The sequence below is a fragment of the Winogradskyella sp. R77965 genome (assembly GCF_044594915.1).
GTDB lineage: Bacteria > Bacteroidota > Bacteroidia > Flavobacteriales > Flavobacteriaceae > Winogradskyella.
Window position 1 is genome coordinate 3,456,516 of the sequence record NZ_CP138990.1, and the last position, 19,455, is coordinate 3,475,970.

The 19,455-nt window shown below is 32.5% G+C and carries 18 protein-coding genes and 1 pseudogene; 12 read left to right on the top strand and 7 right to left on the bottom strand.

What is annotated here, in order from left to right:
* Positions 1-198: 198 nt before the first annotated feature.
* Positions 199-1,650: an endonuclease I gene (locus tag SJY34_RS15500; protein WP_400077208.1), complete on the top strand. Its 1,452-nt coding sequence runs from the start codon at positions 199-201 to the stop codon at positions 1,648-1,650.
* Positions 1,571-2,158: an endonuclease gene (locus SJY34_RS15505; protein WP_400077210.1), complete on the top strand. Its 588-nt coding sequence runs from the start codon at positions 1,571-1,573 to the stop codon at positions 2,156-2,158. Before SJY34_RS15500 ends, SJY34_RS15505 begins: the two co-directional genes overlap by 80 nt.
* Positions 2,159-2,237: 79 nt before the next feature.
* On the opposite strand, the gene SJY34_RS15510 is transcribed toward SJY34_RS15505, so the two are convergent.
* From SJY34_RS15510 to SJY34_RS15520, 3 genes are read right to left on the bottom strand one after another with little or no spacing between them, the layout of a single operon-like run.
* Positions 2,238-4,556: a M56 family metallopeptidase gene (locus SJY34_RS15510; protein WP_400077212.1), complete on the bottom strand. Its 2,319-nt coding sequence runs from the start codon at positions 4,554-4,556 to the stop codon at positions 2,238-2,240.
* A gap of 2 nt (positions 4,557-4,558) precedes the next feature.
* Entirely contained in the window at positions 4,559-4,918 is a 360-nt protein-coding gene (locus tag SJY34_RS15515) for a BlaI/MecI/CopY family transcriptional regulator (RefSeq protein ID WP_400081414.1), read from the bottom strand.
* Positions 4,919-4,928: 10 nt separating this feature from the next.
* Positions 4,929-5,936, bottom strand: coding sequence for a redoxin domain-containing protein (locus SJY34_RS15520; RefSeq protein ID WP_400077214.1), 1,008 nt, complete (start codon positions 5,934-5,936; stop codon positions 4,929-4,931).
* A 151-nt stretch (positions 5,937-6,087) separates the two neighbouring features.
* On the opposite strand from SJY34_RS15520, the gene SJY34_RS15525 reads away from it, so the two are divergent.
* On the top strand, positions 6,088-7,038 hold the full coding sequence (locus tag SJY34_RS15525) for a calcium/sodium antiporter (protein WP_400077216.1): 951 nt from the start codon (positions 6,088-6,090) through the stop codon (positions 7,036-7,038).
* Positions 7,039-7,111: 73 nt separating this feature from the next.
* Here the strand turns inward: SJY34_RS15525 and SJY34_RS15530 are convergent, their stop codons facing one another.
* The gene (locus SJY34_RS15530) at positions 7,112-8,137 is read right to left on the bottom strand and encodes a glutamine synthetase beta-grasp domain-containing protein (RefSeq protein WP_400077218.1); all 1,026 of its coding nucleotides are present in this window, start codon (positions 8,135-8,137) and stop codon (positions 7,112-7,114) included.
* A 179-nt stretch (positions 8,138-8,316) separates the two neighbouring features.
* Between SJY34_RS15530 and SJY34_RS15535 the strand changes: the two are divergent.
* The 5 genes and pseudogenes from SJY34_RS15535 (at position 8,317) to SJY34_RS15555 (ending at position 14,031) form a co-directional block, all read left to right on the top strand.
* Positions 8,317-10,504: pseudogene (locus SJY34_RS15535) on the top strand (glutamine synthetase III).
* A 225-nt stretch (positions 10,505-10,729) separates the two neighbouring features.
* The gene (locus SJY34_RS15540) at positions 10,730-10,867 is read left to right on the top strand and encodes a hypothetical protein (RefSeq protein ID WP_400077220.1); all 138 of its coding nucleotides are present in this window, start codon (positions 10,730-10,732) and stop codon (positions 10,865-10,867) included.
* Positions 10,868-11,048: 181 nt separating this feature from the next.
* Positions 11,049-11,819: a Curli production assembly/transport component CsgG gene (locus SJY34_RS15545; RefSeq protein WP_400077222.1), complete on the top strand. Its 771-nt coding sequence runs from the start codon at positions 11,049-11,051 to the stop codon at positions 11,817-11,819.
* 14 nt (positions 11,820-11,833) lie between these two features.
* Positions 11,834-13,012 (top strand): AIR synthase related protein, encoded by a 1,179-nt coding sequence (locus SJY34_RS15550; protein WP_400077224.1) that lies wholly within the window; start codon positions 11,834-11,836, stop codon positions 13,010-13,012.
* A gap of 11 nt (positions 13,013-13,023) precedes the next feature.
* Complete coding sequence (locus SJY34_RS15555; protein WP_400077226.1) at positions 13,024-14,031, top strand: DUF3078 domain-containing protein; 1,008 nt, start codon at positions 13,024-13,026, stop codon at positions 14,029-14,031.
* Here SJY34_RS15555 and SJY34_RS15560 read toward each other — a convergent pair.
* Complete coding sequence (locus SJY34_RS15560; protein ID WP_400077228.1) at positions 14,028-14,687, bottom strand: ATP-binding cassette domain-containing protein; 660 nt, start codon at positions 14,685-14,687, stop codon at positions 14,028-14,030. The two genes, SJY34_RS15555 and SJY34_RS15560, sit on opposite strands and share 4 nt — an antisense overlap.
* Before the next feature lie 6 nt (positions 14,688-14,693).
* Positions 14,694-14,981 (bottom strand): hypothetical protein, encoded by a 288-nt coding sequence (locus tag SJY34_RS15565; protein ID WP_400077229.1) that lies wholly within the window; start codon positions 14,979-14,981, stop codon positions 14,694-14,696.
* A 118-nt stretch (positions 14,982-15,099) separates the two neighbouring features.
* On the opposite strand from SJY34_RS15565, the gene prfA reads away from it, so the two are divergent.
* The 3 genes from prfA to SJY34_RS15580 all read left to right on the top strand — a co-directional run bounded on the left by prfA (position 15,100) and on the right by SJY34_RS15580 (position 17,745).
* Positions 15,100-16,176, top strand: a complete 1,077-nt coding sequence (gene prfA / locus SJY34_RS15570) for a peptide chain release factor 1 (RefSeq protein WP_400077231.1) — start codon at positions 15,100-15,102, stop codon at positions 16,174-16,176.
* A 33-nt stretch (positions 16,177-16,209) separates the two neighbouring features.
* Positions 16,210-17,025 carry an orotidine-5'-phosphate decarboxylase gene (gene pyrF, locus SJY34_RS15575; RefSeq protein WP_400077233.1) on the top strand — a complete coding sequence of 272 codons (816 nt, stop codon included), beginning with the start codon at positions 16,210-16,212 and terminating at the stop codon, positions 17,023-17,025.
* A gap of 213 nt (positions 17,026-17,238) precedes the next feature.
* A complete protein-coding gene (locus SJY34_RS15580; protein WP_400077235.1) occupies positions 17,239-17,745 on the top strand; it encodes a hypothetical protein in 507 nt (168 codons plus the stop codon).
* On the opposite strand, the gene SJY34_RS15585 is transcribed toward SJY34_RS15580, so the two are convergent.
* Positions 17,746-18,453 (bottom strand): DUF4197 domain-containing protein, encoded by a 708-nt coding sequence (locus SJY34_RS15585; RefSeq protein ID WP_400077237.1) that lies wholly within the window; start codon positions 18,451-18,453, stop codon positions 17,746-17,748. It abuts the gene before it with no gap.
* Positions 18,454-18,494: 41 nt separating this feature from the next.
* Here SJY34_RS15585 and SJY34_RS15590 point away from each other — a divergent pair, with 41 nt between their 5' ends.
* A complete protein-coding gene (locus SJY34_RS15590; RefSeq protein ID WP_400077239.1) occupies positions 18,495-19,442 on the top strand; it encodes an MBL fold metallo-hydrolase in 948 nt (315 codons plus the stop codon).
* The last annotated feature ends 13 nt before the right edge of the window (positions 19,443-19,455 follow it).

A 19,455-nucleotide genomic window follows, 5' to 3' on the forward strand; every position in this document is an offset into this window, starting at 1 on the left:
ATTTATAGGGCATTTTTGAAGTAGTTTTGTTAATCGTAGAGGGTTTTCATCTTTAAAATGATTGTTTTTTTACTTTTCATCTTTTTTCAAAATCAAAATGTGATAAATATCATATTCTACCTGTACTATTTTTTGTAAATAATTTTAGCTTAACATTAAGACTCATTTTTAAACCTATCTTTGTAAAAAAATGAAAGTATGAATAGAATTTTTACAATTGTAATTCTGTTGTTTTCTACTGTAGGTTGGTCACAAACTATTGTGATTAATGAGTTAGATGCAGATTCTCCAAGTACTGATACTGCAGAATTTGTAGAATTGAAATCTCAAACACCAAATTTTTCTACTGATGGCTATATACTTGTGTTCTTTAATGGCTCGAGCAGTGGTGAAGATTCTAGCTATATGGTTATAGATTTAAACGGCTACACAACTGATAACAATGGATTGTTATTAATAGGCAGTACAGGTGTGGCACCATTTCCTCAAGTCGTAATTTCAGAAAATGTAATTCAGAATGGGGCAGATGCAGTAGGCTTATATTTAGCTTCCATCAATGATTTTCCTGAAGGGACGTTAGCTACACAAACCAATTTAGTCGATGCTATAGTATATGGAACCAACGATTCTGATGATACAGCTTTGTTAGCGTTGATGGGTGAAACTACCCAATACAATGATAATGGTACTAATGCCAATCCAAAATCTATTCAGCGATTTGTTGATAATATGGATGTAGAGTCATTTTCTACAGCGACACCAACTCCTCGACGTGAAAATGATGGTTCTGGAAGTGATATTAACCCTGTGGCAATTTCGGTAGTAGAAACGCAGTATAGTGAAGATGAAAGTTTTGATATTACGTTTACATCCGAAACTGATGTGACCTCAGATTTAAATTTTACCATAAGTCTAGATAATTATGGGTTCGACAATTCAGATTTTACTGGAAATTTAAGCTTAACCATCCCAAATGGTACAAATACAACAAGCACAACGATTACATTAATTGACGATTCAGCAGATGAAGGTGATGAGGTTTTACAAATACAATTTTTAGATTTGGTAGAGCCTATTGTGGCTTCTAATAATTATGTAGAAGTTAGAGTTGTCGATAATGACTTTACTATTGCTGCATGGGGAACACCAGTTAATTCAACAACAGGACTTGTGCAGAGTACGCAACCAGAAGGATATTATGATAGCATAGACGGTTTTGCAGATGTAGCATTAAGACAAGCATTACAAGATGTTATTGCTGATCCTACAGTGGTAAGAGCACAAACCTATGCAGATGTCATTGATATTTTAAAAGAAGCTGATCAAAACCCGCTTAATAGCAATCAGGTTTGGTTAGTCTATTCTGAAGAAGGAAGACCAAAGCTAGATTTTCAAACAAGTTCTGATAATACTGGTAAATGGAATAGAGAGCATACCTATCCTCGATCTAGAGGTGGCTTTTTTGATATTGAAGAAGATGAAGTCGCTGATGGAATAGACATATTTTGGACAACCAAAGCAGACTCGCTTCGTCATGGATTTTCAGATGCACATGCTTTAAGAGCAGCAGATGCGTCAGAAGAACAGTTCTCGTGGAAATCAGCATTATGGACAATATGTTGGTCCAACAGGAACTTTAGGAAGTTTTAGAGGAGACGTAGCACGAAGTGTGTTTTATATGGCAGTTAGATACAATGGTTTAGAAGTTGTTAATGGTTATCCAACTACAACAGGTCAGTTAGGAGATTTAGCTACACTTTTAGATTGGCACAGAAATGATCCTCCAGATGATTTTGAAATGAATAGAAATAATGTCATTTATAGCTGGCAAAAAAACAGGAGCCCATTTATAGATAAGCCGCTATTGGTAGAATACATTTGGGGAAACAAAGTTGGAGAGGTTTGGGATCAGTCCTTAAGTGTTGAGGATAGTGATTTTTCTTATATCTCAATGTATCCAAATCCTGCTAAAGGAAGAGTTTATTTTAAAGGTTTGAAAGGTGATACTAAAATTGAAGTGTTTTCTCTTGAAGGCAAACTATTAAAGAATTTTAATACGATTGAAGATTATATAGATTTAGACTTAGCCTCTGGGTTGTATATGTTGAAGTTAATAAGTGATAATCGCTCAATAACCAAGAAAATAATAATAGAGTAAATGCATATATCTTTATGAACTAAAAAAGCCAAACTAAAAATTTTAGTTTGGCTTTTTCCTGTTGATTGATGAAAATAAATTAGTTTTTCTTTTTTGTCTTTATTACAATGACTCCATCTTTTCCTTTATTACCATATTTTTCGATGGCCTTTTTATCCTTTAAAACTGTCACGGATTCTATAGAACCAGCTTTTAAATCTTTAAATTTATCCTTGGTCACCTCTTTTCCATCAATAATATATAATGGATTAGAATTACTATCTCCTGAAATAAAAATATTGCTTTTCCCATCATTATTATTAAGGATTATAATATTTTCTTCTTCACTATCACGATTTTTCATCCAAACTTTTTTCTCTTTGCCATTAACAATTACGATATGACTTTCGTCTTGGTCTTCATCAGCTATAACTTCTACAACTTTGTTGTCATCGGAAATAACATGAACATTTTTACTTCGTTTTATAATTCTTCTTTTACCATTTTTGCCATTAGCCTTTATAATATATTTGATATCCTCCTCCTCATGCTCTTCATCGTGCTCATGTTCTTCATCATGCTCATGCTCATCATCTGATATTACATAAATATGACTTCCGCTTCCTGATCTGCTAAGCTTATGTTTTGAACCTTTAGTTTCATATACAAATGTATTTTCTACATGTTTTGCATTGCTATTTCCAATTGAAATACTGTTTTTGTATTCGTTATAAACAATTTTTACTGGGTCAATAGCTTCATCTGAGTTAACATTATAACTAGTATTAGAATTTTTAGATTTTACGTCAATTTTTATTGCTGTAATCTCACCATTCTTGTTGCGCTTTATTCCTTTAAATTTGGCAGTTAAGCCTTCTTTTTTGAGTTGCTCTTTTATTTCTTCCAGTTCTGAATCTGTTGTATTTTTTGTAATTATTGTGATAGAGATATCTCCATTCGATTGAGGTCTATTTTTAGATTTTTGAGGAGTAGCCATAGCTATGAGTTGACTATTTTTATTAGGCTTAATAGCTTTAGTAGTTTTTACAGGTTTTGGGGATTCCTTTTTATTAGTTTTTGAAAGTTTTGCCTTTTTGTCAATTTCTTGTGTTTTATCTTTAGAATATTTCTTTTTATACTCTTTTAACTCTTCTTTAGTTTGAAAACCTGCTCTAAGAATTGCATTATGAGCCCTTTCTTGTAAAGCTTTAATTTTGGAGTTATTCTTAAGTTGACCATTCAAACTATCAAAATGTAAAGTGGCGCCATTAATTCTACCGACATAACCTCCACCATCACCAAATAACTCTTTATAAATAATAAAAGAATCTATTGTATTTTTAGAATCACCTCCACCATAACTGCGGTTATAAAGTTTAACGAAAATATTGATAAGCTCATTATTTTCATTTCGTTTTATTTTACTAAAAATTAAGGTTCCGCCCTTTTTTTCAACAGTATTAGACATTGATTTCAGTTCATTGTCAGTTGTGTTTTTATTAACAACAAATTCTATTGTTTCCTTTTCTGAATTTATAGACGAAGTTTCACTTGCGACATAAACGTCTTCAGTATTCATACTCATTAGTAATCCAGCTAAAAGCGGCAGAATTAATAAGTATCTCCATTGTTTTTTTCTGTTTGATCTCGATTTTTTTAACATAACTATGCGTTCTTTGATTAATGAATTATAAAAATTATTTGAAAATGAAATTTTAGAGTTTGCAACGCAGGTCTTTAGCAATAAACGCTGGTACTGTTTTTCGTCTTTTGTTAAGTTTTGCGTTTTATAATCCGCGATATGTTCAAGATTTTGACGCACTTCTTTTCTGTAAAACCAAATTAGAGGATTAAACCAAAAGATCACGCACGCTAACTGGGTGAATAAAATATCTAAGGAATGCATTTGACGAGCATGTACTTTTTCATGAATTAGAATTAATTGTAATTCATTATTAGAATAGTTTTCAGGATTATATACAATCCATTTAAAGAATGAAAACGGTGAAATCTTAGTTTCTACAACTACATAAGTGTAAATACCATCTTTATTTTTTGGATTTCGAATAAGTAAAAGGACTAAGGATCCAAATTGGAATATAAACTGAACTAGTAAAACAAACAGACCAATGCCATATATAATTGGAATTAGATTGAGCCATTCAAATTCTGTAGTAATTTTATTGGTTGTAGAAACATTGTTAGTGTTTTCATATAAAATTGTTGCGGTTTCCGAGATGGAAATTGGTTCTATCGTAATATAAATGGGAATCACAATAAACGGAAATACTAAGGCAATTGTTAGGCCCATTAATAGAAACCATCTGTTATGCTGAAAAAATGTTTCTTTTTTTAAAAAGAAATGGAAACACAAATAGAAGACGACTATTACTGCTGATGCTTTAAGAAGATATTCCATAACTAGTTTTTACTTTCTATTATAGCAATGATTTCCTTAAGCTCATCTACGCTTATCTTTTCTTCTTTGGCAAAAAATGAAACTACATTTTTATAAGAGCTATTAAAGTAATTCTCAATCGCAGTACTCATAAATTTAGTTTTATAGGCTTCTTTAGAGACAATAGGGAAGTACTGATGTGTTTTTCCGTAGGCATTGTAACTAACGTAACCTTTTTCTTCTAAGTTTCTTATAATGGTAGAAAGGGTGTTATAATGAGGTTTATCCTCTTGTATTTCGGCTAATACATCTTTTACAAAAGCTTTTTCAAGCTTCCATAGAATGTGCATTATCTCTTCTTCTTTATTTGTTAGTTTTTGAATCATAATAGTTTTAGATTTTAGTCAATTCTTGCAGTTTTTCATTAAGTCTTTCACCTCTAAGGTTTCTTCCAACGATAATTCCATTTTTATCAATTAAAAAATTATCAGGTATACCACTTACACCATAAATTAGCCCAGCCGTATTATCATCTCCGTTGAGTTCGCTCACATGTTGCCAGTTTAAACTATCGTTTTTTACAGCTTTTTCCCAACTTTCTTTGTTATTATCTAATGACACAGCAAATACTTCAAAACCTTTAGAATTATATTTTTCGTAAGTTTTTACAAGATTTGGATTTTCTTTTCTACATGGTCCGCACCAAGATGCCCAAAACTCTAATAAAATTATTTTTCTATCATTATCTGAGAGTTTAACTATATTTCCATTTAAGTTAACCATTTCAAAGTCTACATAAGATTCACCGATTTTTGGTTCTCTGACTAATTTGATATAATGTGAAATTCTTTTTCCAAATTCAGAATTTTTATTTTCTAAAGAAAACTTATTAAATAGATTTTGAGTCACCTCTTTTCCCCACGTTGTAGAATAGATTGACAAAATGCTAGCGCTTACGATACTATTAGGATTATCACTTACAAATTTTTGTTCTATCTTTCGTTGAGCTTCACTATGCGGCTCAACTACACTTGTTAGTTTATTTAATTTTTGACTTAAATTTTCTGATTCCGAGCCTGTAACTGTGGCATTTTTAAAGTCCTCTTGACTAGCGTCGAATGTCATCTTATTATTTTCTAACCAAATGTATTTATAATGAGAAAACTTTTTTGTTCGTAATACTACTCTTAGAGGTGAACTGGGTAAAACACTTGTAAATTCAAATTTGTTATTCATAACAGTGGCAGAGTCTAAAACTTTGTTTTCATATATATTGTCTAGTAGTAAAATACTACCATCTGGTATAGAATTAGTAATTCCTGAAAATGAAAATTTTGAGATTTTTTCATCCTTACAGTTTAAAATAACTAAGAAAATAAATAAATAAACCAGTTTTTTCATAATACATGTTTCGTTTAGTGCAGTTCAAATCTATAACTATTTTTATAGTTATACAACTAAAATAATAGTTATTTAACGAAATATTTAGTTTTAACTTGCTTTGAAAATGAAATGTTATCTTCGCTGTTGCATTAAAATTATGATTAAATAAATGAGTGTATTTCTTGTTATAGCTGGTTTAGCGTTATTAGTTGTTGGTGGAGACTTTTTGGTAAGAGCATCTGTAGGATTATCATTTAAGCTTAAGATTTCAAAACTCGTTATTGGTATGACGGTTGTGTCTTTTGCAACATCCGCACCAGAACTTTTAGTGAGTTTACAAGCTGCATTAGATGGAGTGTCTGATATTGCTCTTGGCAACGTAATAGGTTCTAACATTGCAAATATTGGTTTGGTTTTAGGTATCACTGCAATAATTTCTCCGTTAGTAGTAGATAGGGATTTTTATAAACTCAATTGGCCAATGATGATGCTGGCTTCGTTTGCATTGTATTACTTTTTAAAAAATGATGAAGTTCTGACAGCTATAGAAGGAGCAATTCTTTTTACCGCATTAATCATTTTTCTTGTTGTTTTAATTAGGAGTTCTAGAAAATCTATAAAAGCAAATTTAGATGAAGTCGATGATGCCTTAGCTGAAGTCTCAAATTTTAAAATTGTGGCTTGGCTTTTAATAGGAGCGGCGGGCTTATATTTTGGTTCTGAGTGGTTGGTGGAAGGCGCAAAGCAACTAGCCAAAGCAGTCGGGATTAGTGATTATGCTATTTCCGTAACGGTCATTGCGATTGGCACTAGTGTACCAGAGTTAGCGGCTTCTGTTATTGCAGCACTAAAGAAAGAGAAAGCGATTTCTTTGGGTAATTTAATTGGTTCTAATATTTTTAATATTGCTTCAGTTTTAGGTCTTACTGCTATTGTAAAGCCTATTGTAGTAAATCCAGATACTCCACAAATATTATCTACTAATATCTTTTGGATGATTGCTTTTGCTGCTATCTTAATTCCGTTAATGATAGTCCCAAAACGTTTTGAAATAGGTCGATTAAAAGGAATGTTGTTATTTGGAGCCTATTTAGTCTTTATCTATATATCATTAAAGTAATCTAAAAAAAAGGGTATTAAAAAAGGCTCCGATAATCATCGGAGCCTTTTTTTTAATTTTATATAATTGCTAATTAAGAAATATTAGCACTTTTTACAGTCTTAATAATTCTACCTGCAATTTTATATGGATCTCCGTTAGAAGCTGGTCGTCTATCTTCTAACCAACCTTTCCAGCCTTTCTCAACTGTTATAATTGGAATACGAATAGAAGCTCCTCTATCTGATACACCATAACTAAAGTCGTCAATAGATGCTGTTTCGTGATCACCTGTTAAACGCTGGTCATTAAACTCACCATAAACAGCAATATGCTCTTTTACAACAGGTCTAAATGCTTCACATATTTTTTCATAAGTTTCTTTACTACCGCAAGTTCTTAATACAGTATTAGAGAAATTAGCGTGCATACCAGAACCGTTCCAGTCCATATCCTTACCTAATGGTTTTGGATGGTAATCTATATAATAACCATACTTTTCTGTTAAACGGTCAAGTAAATATCTTGCAATCCAGATTTCATCACCAGCTTTCTTAGCACCTTTTGCAAACAATTGAAATTCCCATTGTCCTGAAGCAACTTCTTGGTTGATTCCTTCAAAGTTTAAGCCTGCATCAATACACATATCTGCATGCTCTTCTACTAAATCTCTACCGTGAGTATTTCTCCCACCAACAGAACAGTAATACATACCTTGTGGAGCAGGATAACCACCAATAGGGAAACCTAAAGGCAACTGCGTTTTAGTATCCATAATAAAATACTCTTGCTCAAAACCGAACCAGAAATCATTGTCTTCATCTTCTATAGTTGCTCTACCATTAGAAACGTGAGGTGTTCCATCTGCATTTAGAACCTCTGTCATTACTAAATATCCGTTGATTCTGTCTGGATCTGGGTAAATTGCAACAGGTTTTAATAAACAGTCAGAAGACCCACCTTCAGCTTGTCTCGTCGATGATCCGTCAAAAGACCACATACCTAACTCTTCAATGGTACCTTTAAAGTTTTCGTGCTCTTCTACCTTGGTTTTACTTCTCATATTTTGTGTTGGGAAGTAGCCATCTAGCCAAATGTATTCTAATTTAATTTTTGCCATAATAAAATTTTGTTTATATCTAAAATAATGATACAAATATTGCTATTTTTTTCTTGCGGTCAAAAAAAATAGGGGTTTTTAGATGAAATGTTATTAATTATTGTTAACAACCCTATTTTTTAGAGGGTAGCTGTATAAATTTTAAATATTTCGTATTTTTGACGCCAAATATTATTAATATGTCAACACTTAGATTTCACGCTATAAAAGAATCATCGAAAAGGAAGCCGATAACGATTAAGGACGAGGAAAGACGTTCTGAAATTTTTGGAAAAAATGTGTTCAATGAAGCTGCAATGCGCCAGTATTTAACCAAAACTGCCTTAACTAGTATTTTAGAAGCTGTTGAAAAAGGAACTAAAATAAATCGTTTAATAGCAGATCACATTTCAACAGGAATGAAAGAGTGGGCTATTTCAAAAGGTGCAACACATTATACGCATTGGTTTCAACCTTTAACTGGTGCAACTGCCGAAAAGCATGATGCTTTTTTCGAAACTATAGGAGATGGACTTGCTATAGAAAAATTTGGCGGTAATCAATTGGTACAGCAAGAGCCTGATGCGTCTAGTTTTCCTCATGGTGGCATTAGAAATACGTTTGAAGCTAGAGGTTATACCGCTTGGGATCCAACATCTCCTGCTTTTATTTATGGTACAACTTTATGCATTCCAACGGTTTTTGTATCCTACACTGGTGAAGCTCTTGATTATAAAACACCACTATTAAGAGCACTTCAAGCAGTAGATAATGCAGCAGTAGCAATTTGTAAATACTTCGATAAGAATGTAAAAAAGGTAAATGCTTCCTTAGGTTGGGAACAAGAATATTTTTTAATTGATAGTGACTTGGCTGCATCTCGTCCAGATATTGTATTAACTGGTCGTACACTTTTAGGACATTCACCTGCAAAAGGACAGCAACTCGATGATCATTATTTTGGGACTATTCCCAATAGAGCCATGGCATATATGCGCGATTTGGAAAATGAATGTATGCTATTAGGTATTCCGGTAAAAACAAGACATAATGAGGTAGCTCCGAACCAGTTTGAGTTAGCCCCAATATTTGAAGAAGCAAATTTAGCAGTTGATCATAATTCTTCTGCTTATGGATATCATGCAAAAAATTGCTAAGCGTCATAATTTTAAAGTATTGATGCACGAAAAACCATTTGCTGGTGTCAATGGTTCTGGTAAACATAATAACTGGAGTTTAAGCACTAATACTGGTGTTAATTTATTGTCACCTGGTAAAACTCCAATGAGTAATCTTCAATTTTTAACTTTCTTCATTAATACCATAAAGGCAGTACAAACTCATGAGGAATTGTTGAGAGCAGCTATTGCATCCGCAAGCAACGACCATCGTTTAGGCGCTAATGAAGCTCCTCCAGCAATAATTTCAGTATTTATTGGTCAGCAATTAACTAAGGTTTTAGATGAATTAGAAACTGTAACTAAAGGAAAATTATCACCGAAGGAAAAAACAGATTTAAAACTCAATGTCGTTGGAAAAATTCCTGAGGTCATTTTAGACAATACAGATAGAAATAGAACATCTCCTTTTGCATTTACTGGTAATAAGTTTGAATTTAGAGCAGTTGGATCTAAGGCAAATTGTGCTAATCCAATGACGGTTCTAAACACAATAGTTGCTAAACAATTAGTGGATTTTAAGAACGAAGTTGACGTATTGATTGATAAAAAATCAATGAAAAAGGATGATGCTATTTTTAATGTGTTAAGAGAATATATTAAAACCTCAAAAGCTATTCTTTTTGAAGGAAACGGATATAGTGAAGCATGGGAAAAAGAGGCAAAAAAACGAGGTTTAAGCAACAATAAAACGACTCCAGAAGCACTTAAAATCAAGACTGCAAAATCTTCAATTGAGCTCTTTGAAGCATTGGGTGTAATGAACAAGGTAGAGAGTGAAGCTCGATACGAAATTGAGATGGAGGAATACATTCTTCATATTCAAATAGAGAGTCGGGTTTTAGGTGATATCGCTCGTAATCATGTAGTGCCAACTGCTGTGCGATATCAAAATATACTGATAGAAAATGTAACAGGCCTCAAAACTATTTATGGTAATAAGTTCAAGGATTTTGCAAAAGAACAGTTATCTCTTATTGAGCAAATTTCTCATCATATTGAGGCCATTAACTCGTTGGTAACTAAAATGACTGATGCGCGTAAATTATTCAATAAACAATCGGATATTGAAAAGAAGGCACATGGATATTGCAATAAGGTGAAACCGCTGTTTGAAGAGATAAGATATCATAGTGATAAATTAGAGCTAATGATTGACGATGAGTTGTGGCCATTAACAAAATATAGAGAGCTTTTATTTACTAAATAGCAGAATTACAGATGTTGATGTGTTGTTATTATGTAAAATTAATGTGTTTTTATACGTAGATCTACGTACTATAAAGACCAATAAAAACACTTTTTGTGTCGTTTATCGATGACTTGAGACTAGTTGTCGAAAAGACATTAATTACATGTTAAATAATTGAGTATAACCATTTTCGCAATACGATTATTGCGTATATTTGTATTGCTATTAATCAATATTTGTAAAATGAAAAAGTTAATCTTAAGTTTAGCAATTCTTGTTGGTGCAACATTAATCCTTTCTCAAGAAAATTCAGAAGATTTGAATAAAGTGAGTAATGATGACGTTGTAACTATACAATCGAAGCTACAATCAGAATCTTAAAAATAAGATAATACTTTAAGTATTAAAATAACATCTATATAAAGATAAAATCGATTAGTCGGTTTTATCTTTTTTTGTTTTTGTTAATTCTGAAGTCATGTTTAAAATTTGATAATTATTTTTCTATATTGCATCCCCCAAATCTGTAGTGAAATCGACTTATCTTTCTAATAAAAGGTATATGATTCCTAAATTCAGTGCTATTTTATTAACTGTAGCAATGACTATAGTATGTGTTAATTTTGCTTCTTCTCAGGATACGGAGAAAACTGTAGAAGCAAAAGAAGCACAGGCGCGAGAAAATAAAAATGAGAAATCTATAAATCGTAGGTTTGCTTTTTTTAACTACAGAAGCTCTAACGCCTTTGATATGGCGGCAGGTTCTGCTATAATTAATGGTGATTACTCGGATCCAGAATTTGAAGTTTATTTTAGAATAGGTTACAAGCATCATCTTACAAGTCACTTAAATTTTAATTTAACTTACAATAAATACAATATAGCATATAAAGACCTCTATAATGAGGGATTCATGTCCTTTGATTTAAATTTAGAATTGCTATTTAGTCCTTATACAAGATTTTCTCCTTTTCTTTATGCAGGAGCGGGTTATAATGCCGATAATGATTTTGCAACTACAGAAACAAAAGTTCAAGGTGGTTTTGGTTTAGAACTTATTGTTACTAATCGCATCGGTGTCAAATTATTTGGAGAATATAATTATTTTTTAACGGACGAACTCGATGGTCTTATTGCAGGCGAAAGTGATGATGCTTTGTATAGAATGGGATTAGGTTTAAATATTTACTTTGGTGGTAATAAGAAAAAAGAGGAATTACGTAAAAAGATGAAAACAGTTATTAACTCAAATCCAATTCCTATTCGTAAAAAGAATAAAAGACAAACTTCTACTGATAATAAGACACAATCCTTATTTTTGCAAGACCAATAATAATTCAGATTGCAATGAGTAGTTCGGTGAGTAAAAGATATGCGCGACGAGGAGTTTCCGCTTCAAAAGAAGATGTGCATAATGCCATAAAAAACATTGATAAGGGCCTGTTCCCTAAAGCATTTTGTAAAATAGTACCAGATTACTTAACAAACGATGAAGATTATTGTCTCATTATGCATGCTGATGGAGCTGGTACAAAATCGTCATTGGCTTATATGTATTGGAAGGAAACTGGAGATACTTCAGTTTGGAAAGGTATAGCACAAGACGCGCTAATAATGAATATCGACGACTTACTTTGTGTTGGTGCTACAGATAATATTATGTTATCTTCAACTATAGGTAGAAACAAGAATCTAATTCCTGGAGAAGTTATATCTGCAATTATTAACGGAACAGAAGAATTAATAGAAGATTTAAAATCTTTTGGAGTCACTATTCATTCTACAGGTGGCGAGACTGCAGATGTTGGAGATTTGGTAAGAACCATAATTGTGGACTCTACAGTAACAGCTCGTATGAAACGAAGCGATATTATCGATAATGCGAATATCACTGAAGGCGATGTCATAGTAGGTTTAGAATCATTTGGACAAGCAACATATGAATCCGAATATAATGGTGGTATGGGAAGCAATGGATTAACATCTGCAAGGCACGATGTGTTTTCAAAATATTTAGCAGAAAAATATCCAGAAAGTTTTGATGCAGCAGTTCCCGAAGACCTTGTCTATTCCGGACAAACAAAACTAACGGATTCGATTAAAAATTCACCTATAGATGCTGGCAAATTAGTATTGTCTCCAACCAGAACTTATGCACCAATTATTAAAGAGATTCTCAATACTTATAACAGTAATTCTATACATGGTATGGTGCACTGCAGTGGTGGTGCTCAAACAAAAATTCTTCACTTTATAGATCGTTTTCATATTATAAAAGATAATATGTTCGCAATTCCTCCGTTATTCAAACTTATTCAAGAACAATCTAAAACGGACTGGAAAGAAATGTATCAAGTTTTTAATTGTGGACATCGTATGGAGTTGTATGTAAAACCAGAGGTTGCAAATGCGATTATTAAGATTTCAAAATCTTTTAATGTAGATGCAAAAGTTATTGGTAGAGTAGAAGCTTCTGACCATAAGAAACTTACCATAAAAAGCGAATACGGTACGTTTACTTACTAATTTTTTCAAACATGAAAACTTATACTTGGTTTTTACTAAGTCTATTTATCATTGGCTCAAGTGAAGTATGCGCGCAGCCAGATTCTTTATATTTTCAAAATAAAAAGAAGGAAGAAGTTAAATTAGGTTGGAGAACCAAAAAGGAAGTTGGCTTAAATCTGAATCAAGTCTCATTTACAAATTGGAATTCTGGCGGAACCAACTCTATTTCAGGTATTGTAACTGGAAGGGCTTCCGCTAAATACAAACAAGAAAAATGGTTTTGGAATTCTAATTTCAACGTTCGATATGGCCTAAATAAGCAAGAGGATAGAAATATTAGAAAAACGGATGATGTTATAGAAGTAATTTCTAATGTAGGGCTTGAAAAAAATCCTGAAAGTAATTGGTTTTATTCTGCGCGATTTAGTTTAAATACACAATTAGCTAATGGATATAATTACCCAAATAGAGATGAGCCCATTTCAAAATTTTTAGCACCTGGTTATATGTTCTTTGGGTTAGGAATGGAATATGGAAGACACATAGAGCGTATGTCTTTTTATGCCTCTCCATTTACATTAAAAACCACGTTTGTTTTAGATGATGATTTGGCAAATCAAGGTGCTTTTGGTGTTGATCCAGCGATATATGATTTAGAAGGAAATATATTAAGGAATGGAAAAAAAGTGCGGCAAGAGTTGGGAATTTTATTAACTAACCAATATGAAGAAGAAGTTTTTGAGAACATAAAAATAACTAGTCTTTTGAGGTTATATACAGATTATATCAACAGCTTCGGAAACATAGATATAGAATGGGAAATCAACTTTGATATGAAAGTGAATAAATATGTTAAGGCTATTCTTGGCTCTCATCTTAGGTATGATAATGATATAAAAATTGAAGTCGAAAGAAACGAAATGACCAATGAAGAGCAAGTAATTGAAGGTCCGAAATTACAATGGAAACAAATTCTAGGTGTTGGTGTTGTTGTAGATTTAGACAATATTATAAAACCAAATACTGACCTTAATTAGAGGCTACCTTCGCTTAAATATTTATAGTCCTCAAGCTCTATGAGATTATCAATCTTTTTTGTTGTACCGTTTTTTAGCAAGTAAATTGTATTAGAAGTGTCTATAATGTGTTGATACATGTGGTCTGAAATAATAATGGCTTTATGAGGTTTTTCTTCAGCAATCATTTGTTTTACAGTTTCAATATGCAATGGTGATAAATGAGAAAAAGGTTCATCTAAAATTGCTATTTGACTTTTAGATTTTAAGACAATATACGTTTCAAGAATACGGCGTTCACCACCTGATAAGGCTTTAAATTTACTGTTTTCATAAACTGAAAATTCTTCAAAATTTTTTATAAAAATTGCCCAGTCTAAATTATATAATTTAAAAATAAAGGAAAGCTTCATTCCATTAGGAATAAAATTATATTGTGGTAGATACTTTACCAAACCAGTTGAATACAGAGGTTTTAAAAGTGGTTTGTTGTCAATTCTAATCAATTTGTATTTTGGTTTTAAACTCCCAAATGCAATATCGAGTAAACAACTTTTACCAGAGCCATTTCTACCTAAGATAGCCGTCACTTGTCCAGTTTCAGCTTTTAGGTAAATACCATTTAAAATTCGTTTATTTTTAAAGTAAAGTTCTACATTGTCTAATTCAAATATCATTGTTATTTATGTAAATTCCTTAAACACTGTAAGGAATATAATGGTTAAAATACAGTCTACAATAAACATAATGGAAAAAAGCTTTAAAGGCGAAATTCCCATATTTTTATAAAAGGTTAATTTACGTTTGTTGCTAGTTTCGTTGACATAATACCATGCAAAAACCGTAAGAAATAATTTGGTAACTATTGCTGGTACTAAGTGCGGATTAAAAAAACCAATGATAGCAGTTACAATAAATGACCAAACCACAAACGGCTTGTAAAATGCAAGTATAGCTAGGAATCGCTGCATGTTAATAGTGTAACGTTAATTTTATACATTTTATTTTTTACTGTTGATATGTCGTTATAACTGTAATTTAAAAATCCATAAAATATCGTATTTTTGAATTTCAATTTTTTGAAGAGAGATGCTAGAGAAAATTCAGATTATAAAACAACGATTCGATGAGGTAAATGACCTTATTATTCAACCTGATATTATATCCGATCAGCAACGCTATACCAAGCTGATGAAAGAATACAAGGATCTTAAGTTAATTGTTGATAAAGGGGAACTTTACAAAGAATATTTAGATAACATAGCGGAATCTGAAGAGATCATAGCTGACGGTTCTGATGAAGAAATGGTAGAAATGGCGAAGATGCAGCTCGATGAAGCTAAAGAAGCCATTACTGGATTAGAAGAAGAGATTCGTTTTATGCTCATTCCAAAAGACCCAGACGATGCTAAGAATGTCGTTGTTGAGGTTAGAGCCGGAACAGGTGGAGACGAAGCCAGTATTTTTGCTGGTGACTTATTTAGAATGTATTCTAAATATTGTAGTGATAAAGGTTGGAGAGTAGATGTAGTAAGCCAAAGTGATGGCACATCTGGTGGTTTTAAAGAAATTATTTTCGAGGTTTCGGGAGAAGATGTTTACGGAACTATGAAGTTTGAAGCTGGCGTGCATCGTGTACAACGTGTTCCACAAACTGAAACTCAAGGTCGAGTGCATACAAGTGCGGCAACAGTTATGGTTTTGCCAGAAGCTGAGGAAATTGATTTTGAATTGGATATGACCGAAGTACGTATAGAACGAACAACATCAACGGGTCCAGGCGGTCAGTCGGTGAATACAACCTACTCTGCAATTAAGTTACATCACGAACCTACAGGTATGATTGTAAGTTGCCAAGATCAGAAATCATCACATAAGAATTTAGAAAAAGCTTTAAAGGTGTTACGTTCGCGTTTATACGAGAAAGAATTAGAAAAACAACGCGAAGCTGATTCTGCTAAACGAAAAAGTATGGTGAGTTCTGGTGATAGAAGTGCCAAGATTAGAACATATAACTATGCTCAAGGACGTGTGACCGATCATAGAATTGGGTTAACCCTTTACGATTTATCAAATATCATTAATGGTGATATTCAAAAAATAATAGACGAATTAATGTTAGCTGAAAACACAGAATTACTAAAAGCTAATGATGATGTGATTTAAACGTGAGCCTCTATTTGAGGCTTTTTTTATAATATGACAACACAACAACTAACAAACCAAATCCAAAAAAAGAAATCTTTCCTCTGCGTAGGATTAGATGTCGATTTAAATAAAATCCCCAAATATTTATTAAAAGAAGAAGACCCAATCTTTGCATTTAATAAAGCTATTATAGATGCGACTCATCATCTTTGTGTGGCTTATAAACCCAACACAGCATTTTACGAAGCTTATGGAATTAAAGGCTGGCAAGCTTTAGAAAAAACAATTAAGTACTTAAACGAAAATCATCCTGAAATCTATACTATAGCAGATGCTAAACGTGGAGACATTGGTAATACAAGCACTATGTACGCGAAAGCATTTTTTGAAGACTTAGGTTTTGATAGTGTTACGGTTGCTCCATATATGGGAAAAGATTCAGTAGAACCATTTTTGGCTTTTAAAGATAAGCACACTATTCTTTTAGCATTAACATCAAATGAAGGAGCGTTTGATTTTCAGACCAAAACTGTGGATAAGGTAGAGTTGTACAAGCAGGTTTTAGAAACATCTAAATCTTGGAAGAATTCAGAAAATCTAATTTATGTTGTTGGTGCCACTAAAGCTGAGTTTTTAGGAGATATTCGTAAAATCATTCCAAATAGTTTTTTATTAGTTCCAGGTGTTGGTGCACAAGGTGGTAATCTTCAAGAGGTATGTAAATATGGAATGAATACTTCTGTTGGATTACTGATAAATTCTTCAAGAGGAATTATCTATGCATCGCAAGGTGAAGACTTTGCTCAAGCTGCCGCTGAAAAAGCTGAGGAGTTACAGCTGCAGATGAAACAAATTTTGTCTAAATAATTATAAAGCTAGACTTTATTCAGCATCTCATTATTAAAAACAAAAAAGTCGATACCTAACTAAAATATCGACTTACTTACTAATCTTAAATAAAAACTCAACTAACTTAATCTTTTGCATTGCAAAGATGATGAGTTTATATGTATCAAATGTTATGTTAATATTAGCATATAATTAAATGTTGTTTAATAACTTTCATCAAAACTATTCGTCATGACAAAGCATCTGGTAATTATAGTAGCTTTAATATTTACGACTTCACTTGTTGCTCAAACTCAAAATTGCAAGTGTTGTACTGAAAAACATGCAGAGTTCGACTTTTGGATAGGAACCTGGGAAGTCACTAATAAAGATGGCTCAAAAGCAGGTAAAAATGTGATAAAAAAAGACCAAGACAATTGCGTTTTACAAGAAAATTGGACAAGCGCAACTCAGGGTTACACAGGTACAAGCAATAATTTTTATAATTTAAAAACTGAACAATGGGAGCAAATCTGGATTGATAATCAAGGTGCAACGCTTCACATGAAAGGAAATAAAGTTGGTAACCAAATGATTTTAAGAACTGATGATGAAACTAATGCTGAGGGCAAGGTTTTTCATCATCGTATTACCTGGACTGCAAATGACGATGGAACCGTGCGTCAATTGTGGGAAACCATCTCAAGTGATAAAGTAGTAGCAACGCCCTTTGATGGTTTGTATAAAAAAGTGGATTGACTAATCTTGCAAGGCAAATACTTTCTTCAATAAATCAGTTGTTCTAGAAGACACTTTATTTCTGATTTCTTTCTCTTCAACAGCAATCATAGTATAAACACCTTTTAAGGCTTCACCAGTTACATAATCAGTTAAGTCTGGATTGACATCATTTGTTAAAGGAAGATTATTGTATTTGGTAATGAGGTTAGTCCAGATTTGATCTGCACTAACTTTACTAAAAGAACTCTCTATTACAGGTTTAAATTTGTTATATAAATCCGTTTGTGTTTTAGTAGTTAAATAGGTTGTGGCGGCATTCTCTTCGCCAAGTAAGATATTTTTTGCATCATTAAAAGTAATACCTTTTACTGCATTTATAAAAATAGGAGTTGCTTCTTTTACAGCGTCTTCGGCGGCTCTGTTAAGTGCCTTTAAACCTTCATCAGCTAAGCTGCTCAATCCAATTTTTCTTAGCGCATCATCTACTTTTTGCAGTTCACTTGGTAAAAGTATCTTTACTAATTCGTTTTTGTAAAAACCATCCGTTTGTGTCAGCTTAGTAACTTGTTTGTCAATACCTTGGTCTAAAGCTTGTCTTAAACCAGAGGCAATGTCAGCACTACTGATTACCCCTTCAGTTTGTGGTAATGAATCTACAACTTGTTGTAACTCTGCACATGCCGAAAGGTTTAAAATAATAAGTAAGGCGAAAATTCTTCTAATCATTTGTTTGGGTTTTATATCTTTAACAAAGATAACTGTTACAAGTGAAAACATTTCAAAGATTATGCCTAATATTAACTGTAGTTATAGGTAGTTGTAATCCGTCTTACGAAAAAGTAAAACAAGAACAATTAGACCAATATATCACAATCTTAGGTATAGCTCAAGATGCAGGTTATCCTCAGATAAATTGTGAGAAAGAATGCTGTAAACCTTTTTATGAAGGAATTGAAGACAAGAAATTAATTTCTTGTCTGGGTCTCGTAGACTTAACCTCAGATCAAAAATTCTTGTTTGATGCTACACCAGATATAAGTGAACAAACGCAAATATTAAAAGATCGTCATTTAGATAATGGTAGCATCATTGATGGTGTATTTTTAACACATGCGCATATTGGTCACTATACAGGTTTAATGAATTTTGGTAAAGAAGCTTTGGGAGCATCACAAATTCCCGTTTTTGTGATGCCAAGAATGAAAGCATTTCTAGAAACAAATGGGCCTTGGAGTCAGTTGGTAGTGTTAAATAATATTGAATTGAAGCCTCTGAAAAAGGACTCTACCATATATATTAATCGCACACTAAAAATTACACCGTTTTTAGTACCACATCGTGATGAATATTCTGAAACGGTAGGTTATAAAATTGAAGGAAAAAATAAAATAGCACTTTTTATTCCAGATATAGATAAATGGGATAAATGGGATCGAAATATTATTGAAGAGGTTAAAAAAGTTGATTATGCTTTTGTAGATGCCTCTTTTTTTAGAGATGGAGAGCTTGAGCGCGATATGACCAAGATTCCCCACCCTTTCACAACCGAAACAACAACATTATTTGAAAACGAAAGTACCGAAACTAAAAATAAAATCTATTTCATTCATTTTAACCATACGAATCCTGCCATAAAAGAAAAGCATAGGTTAAAAGATAGTATTCAAAATCTTGGGTTTAGATTCGCTAAAGAAGGTGACAATTTTGAGCTCTAGAATACGTTAGTTA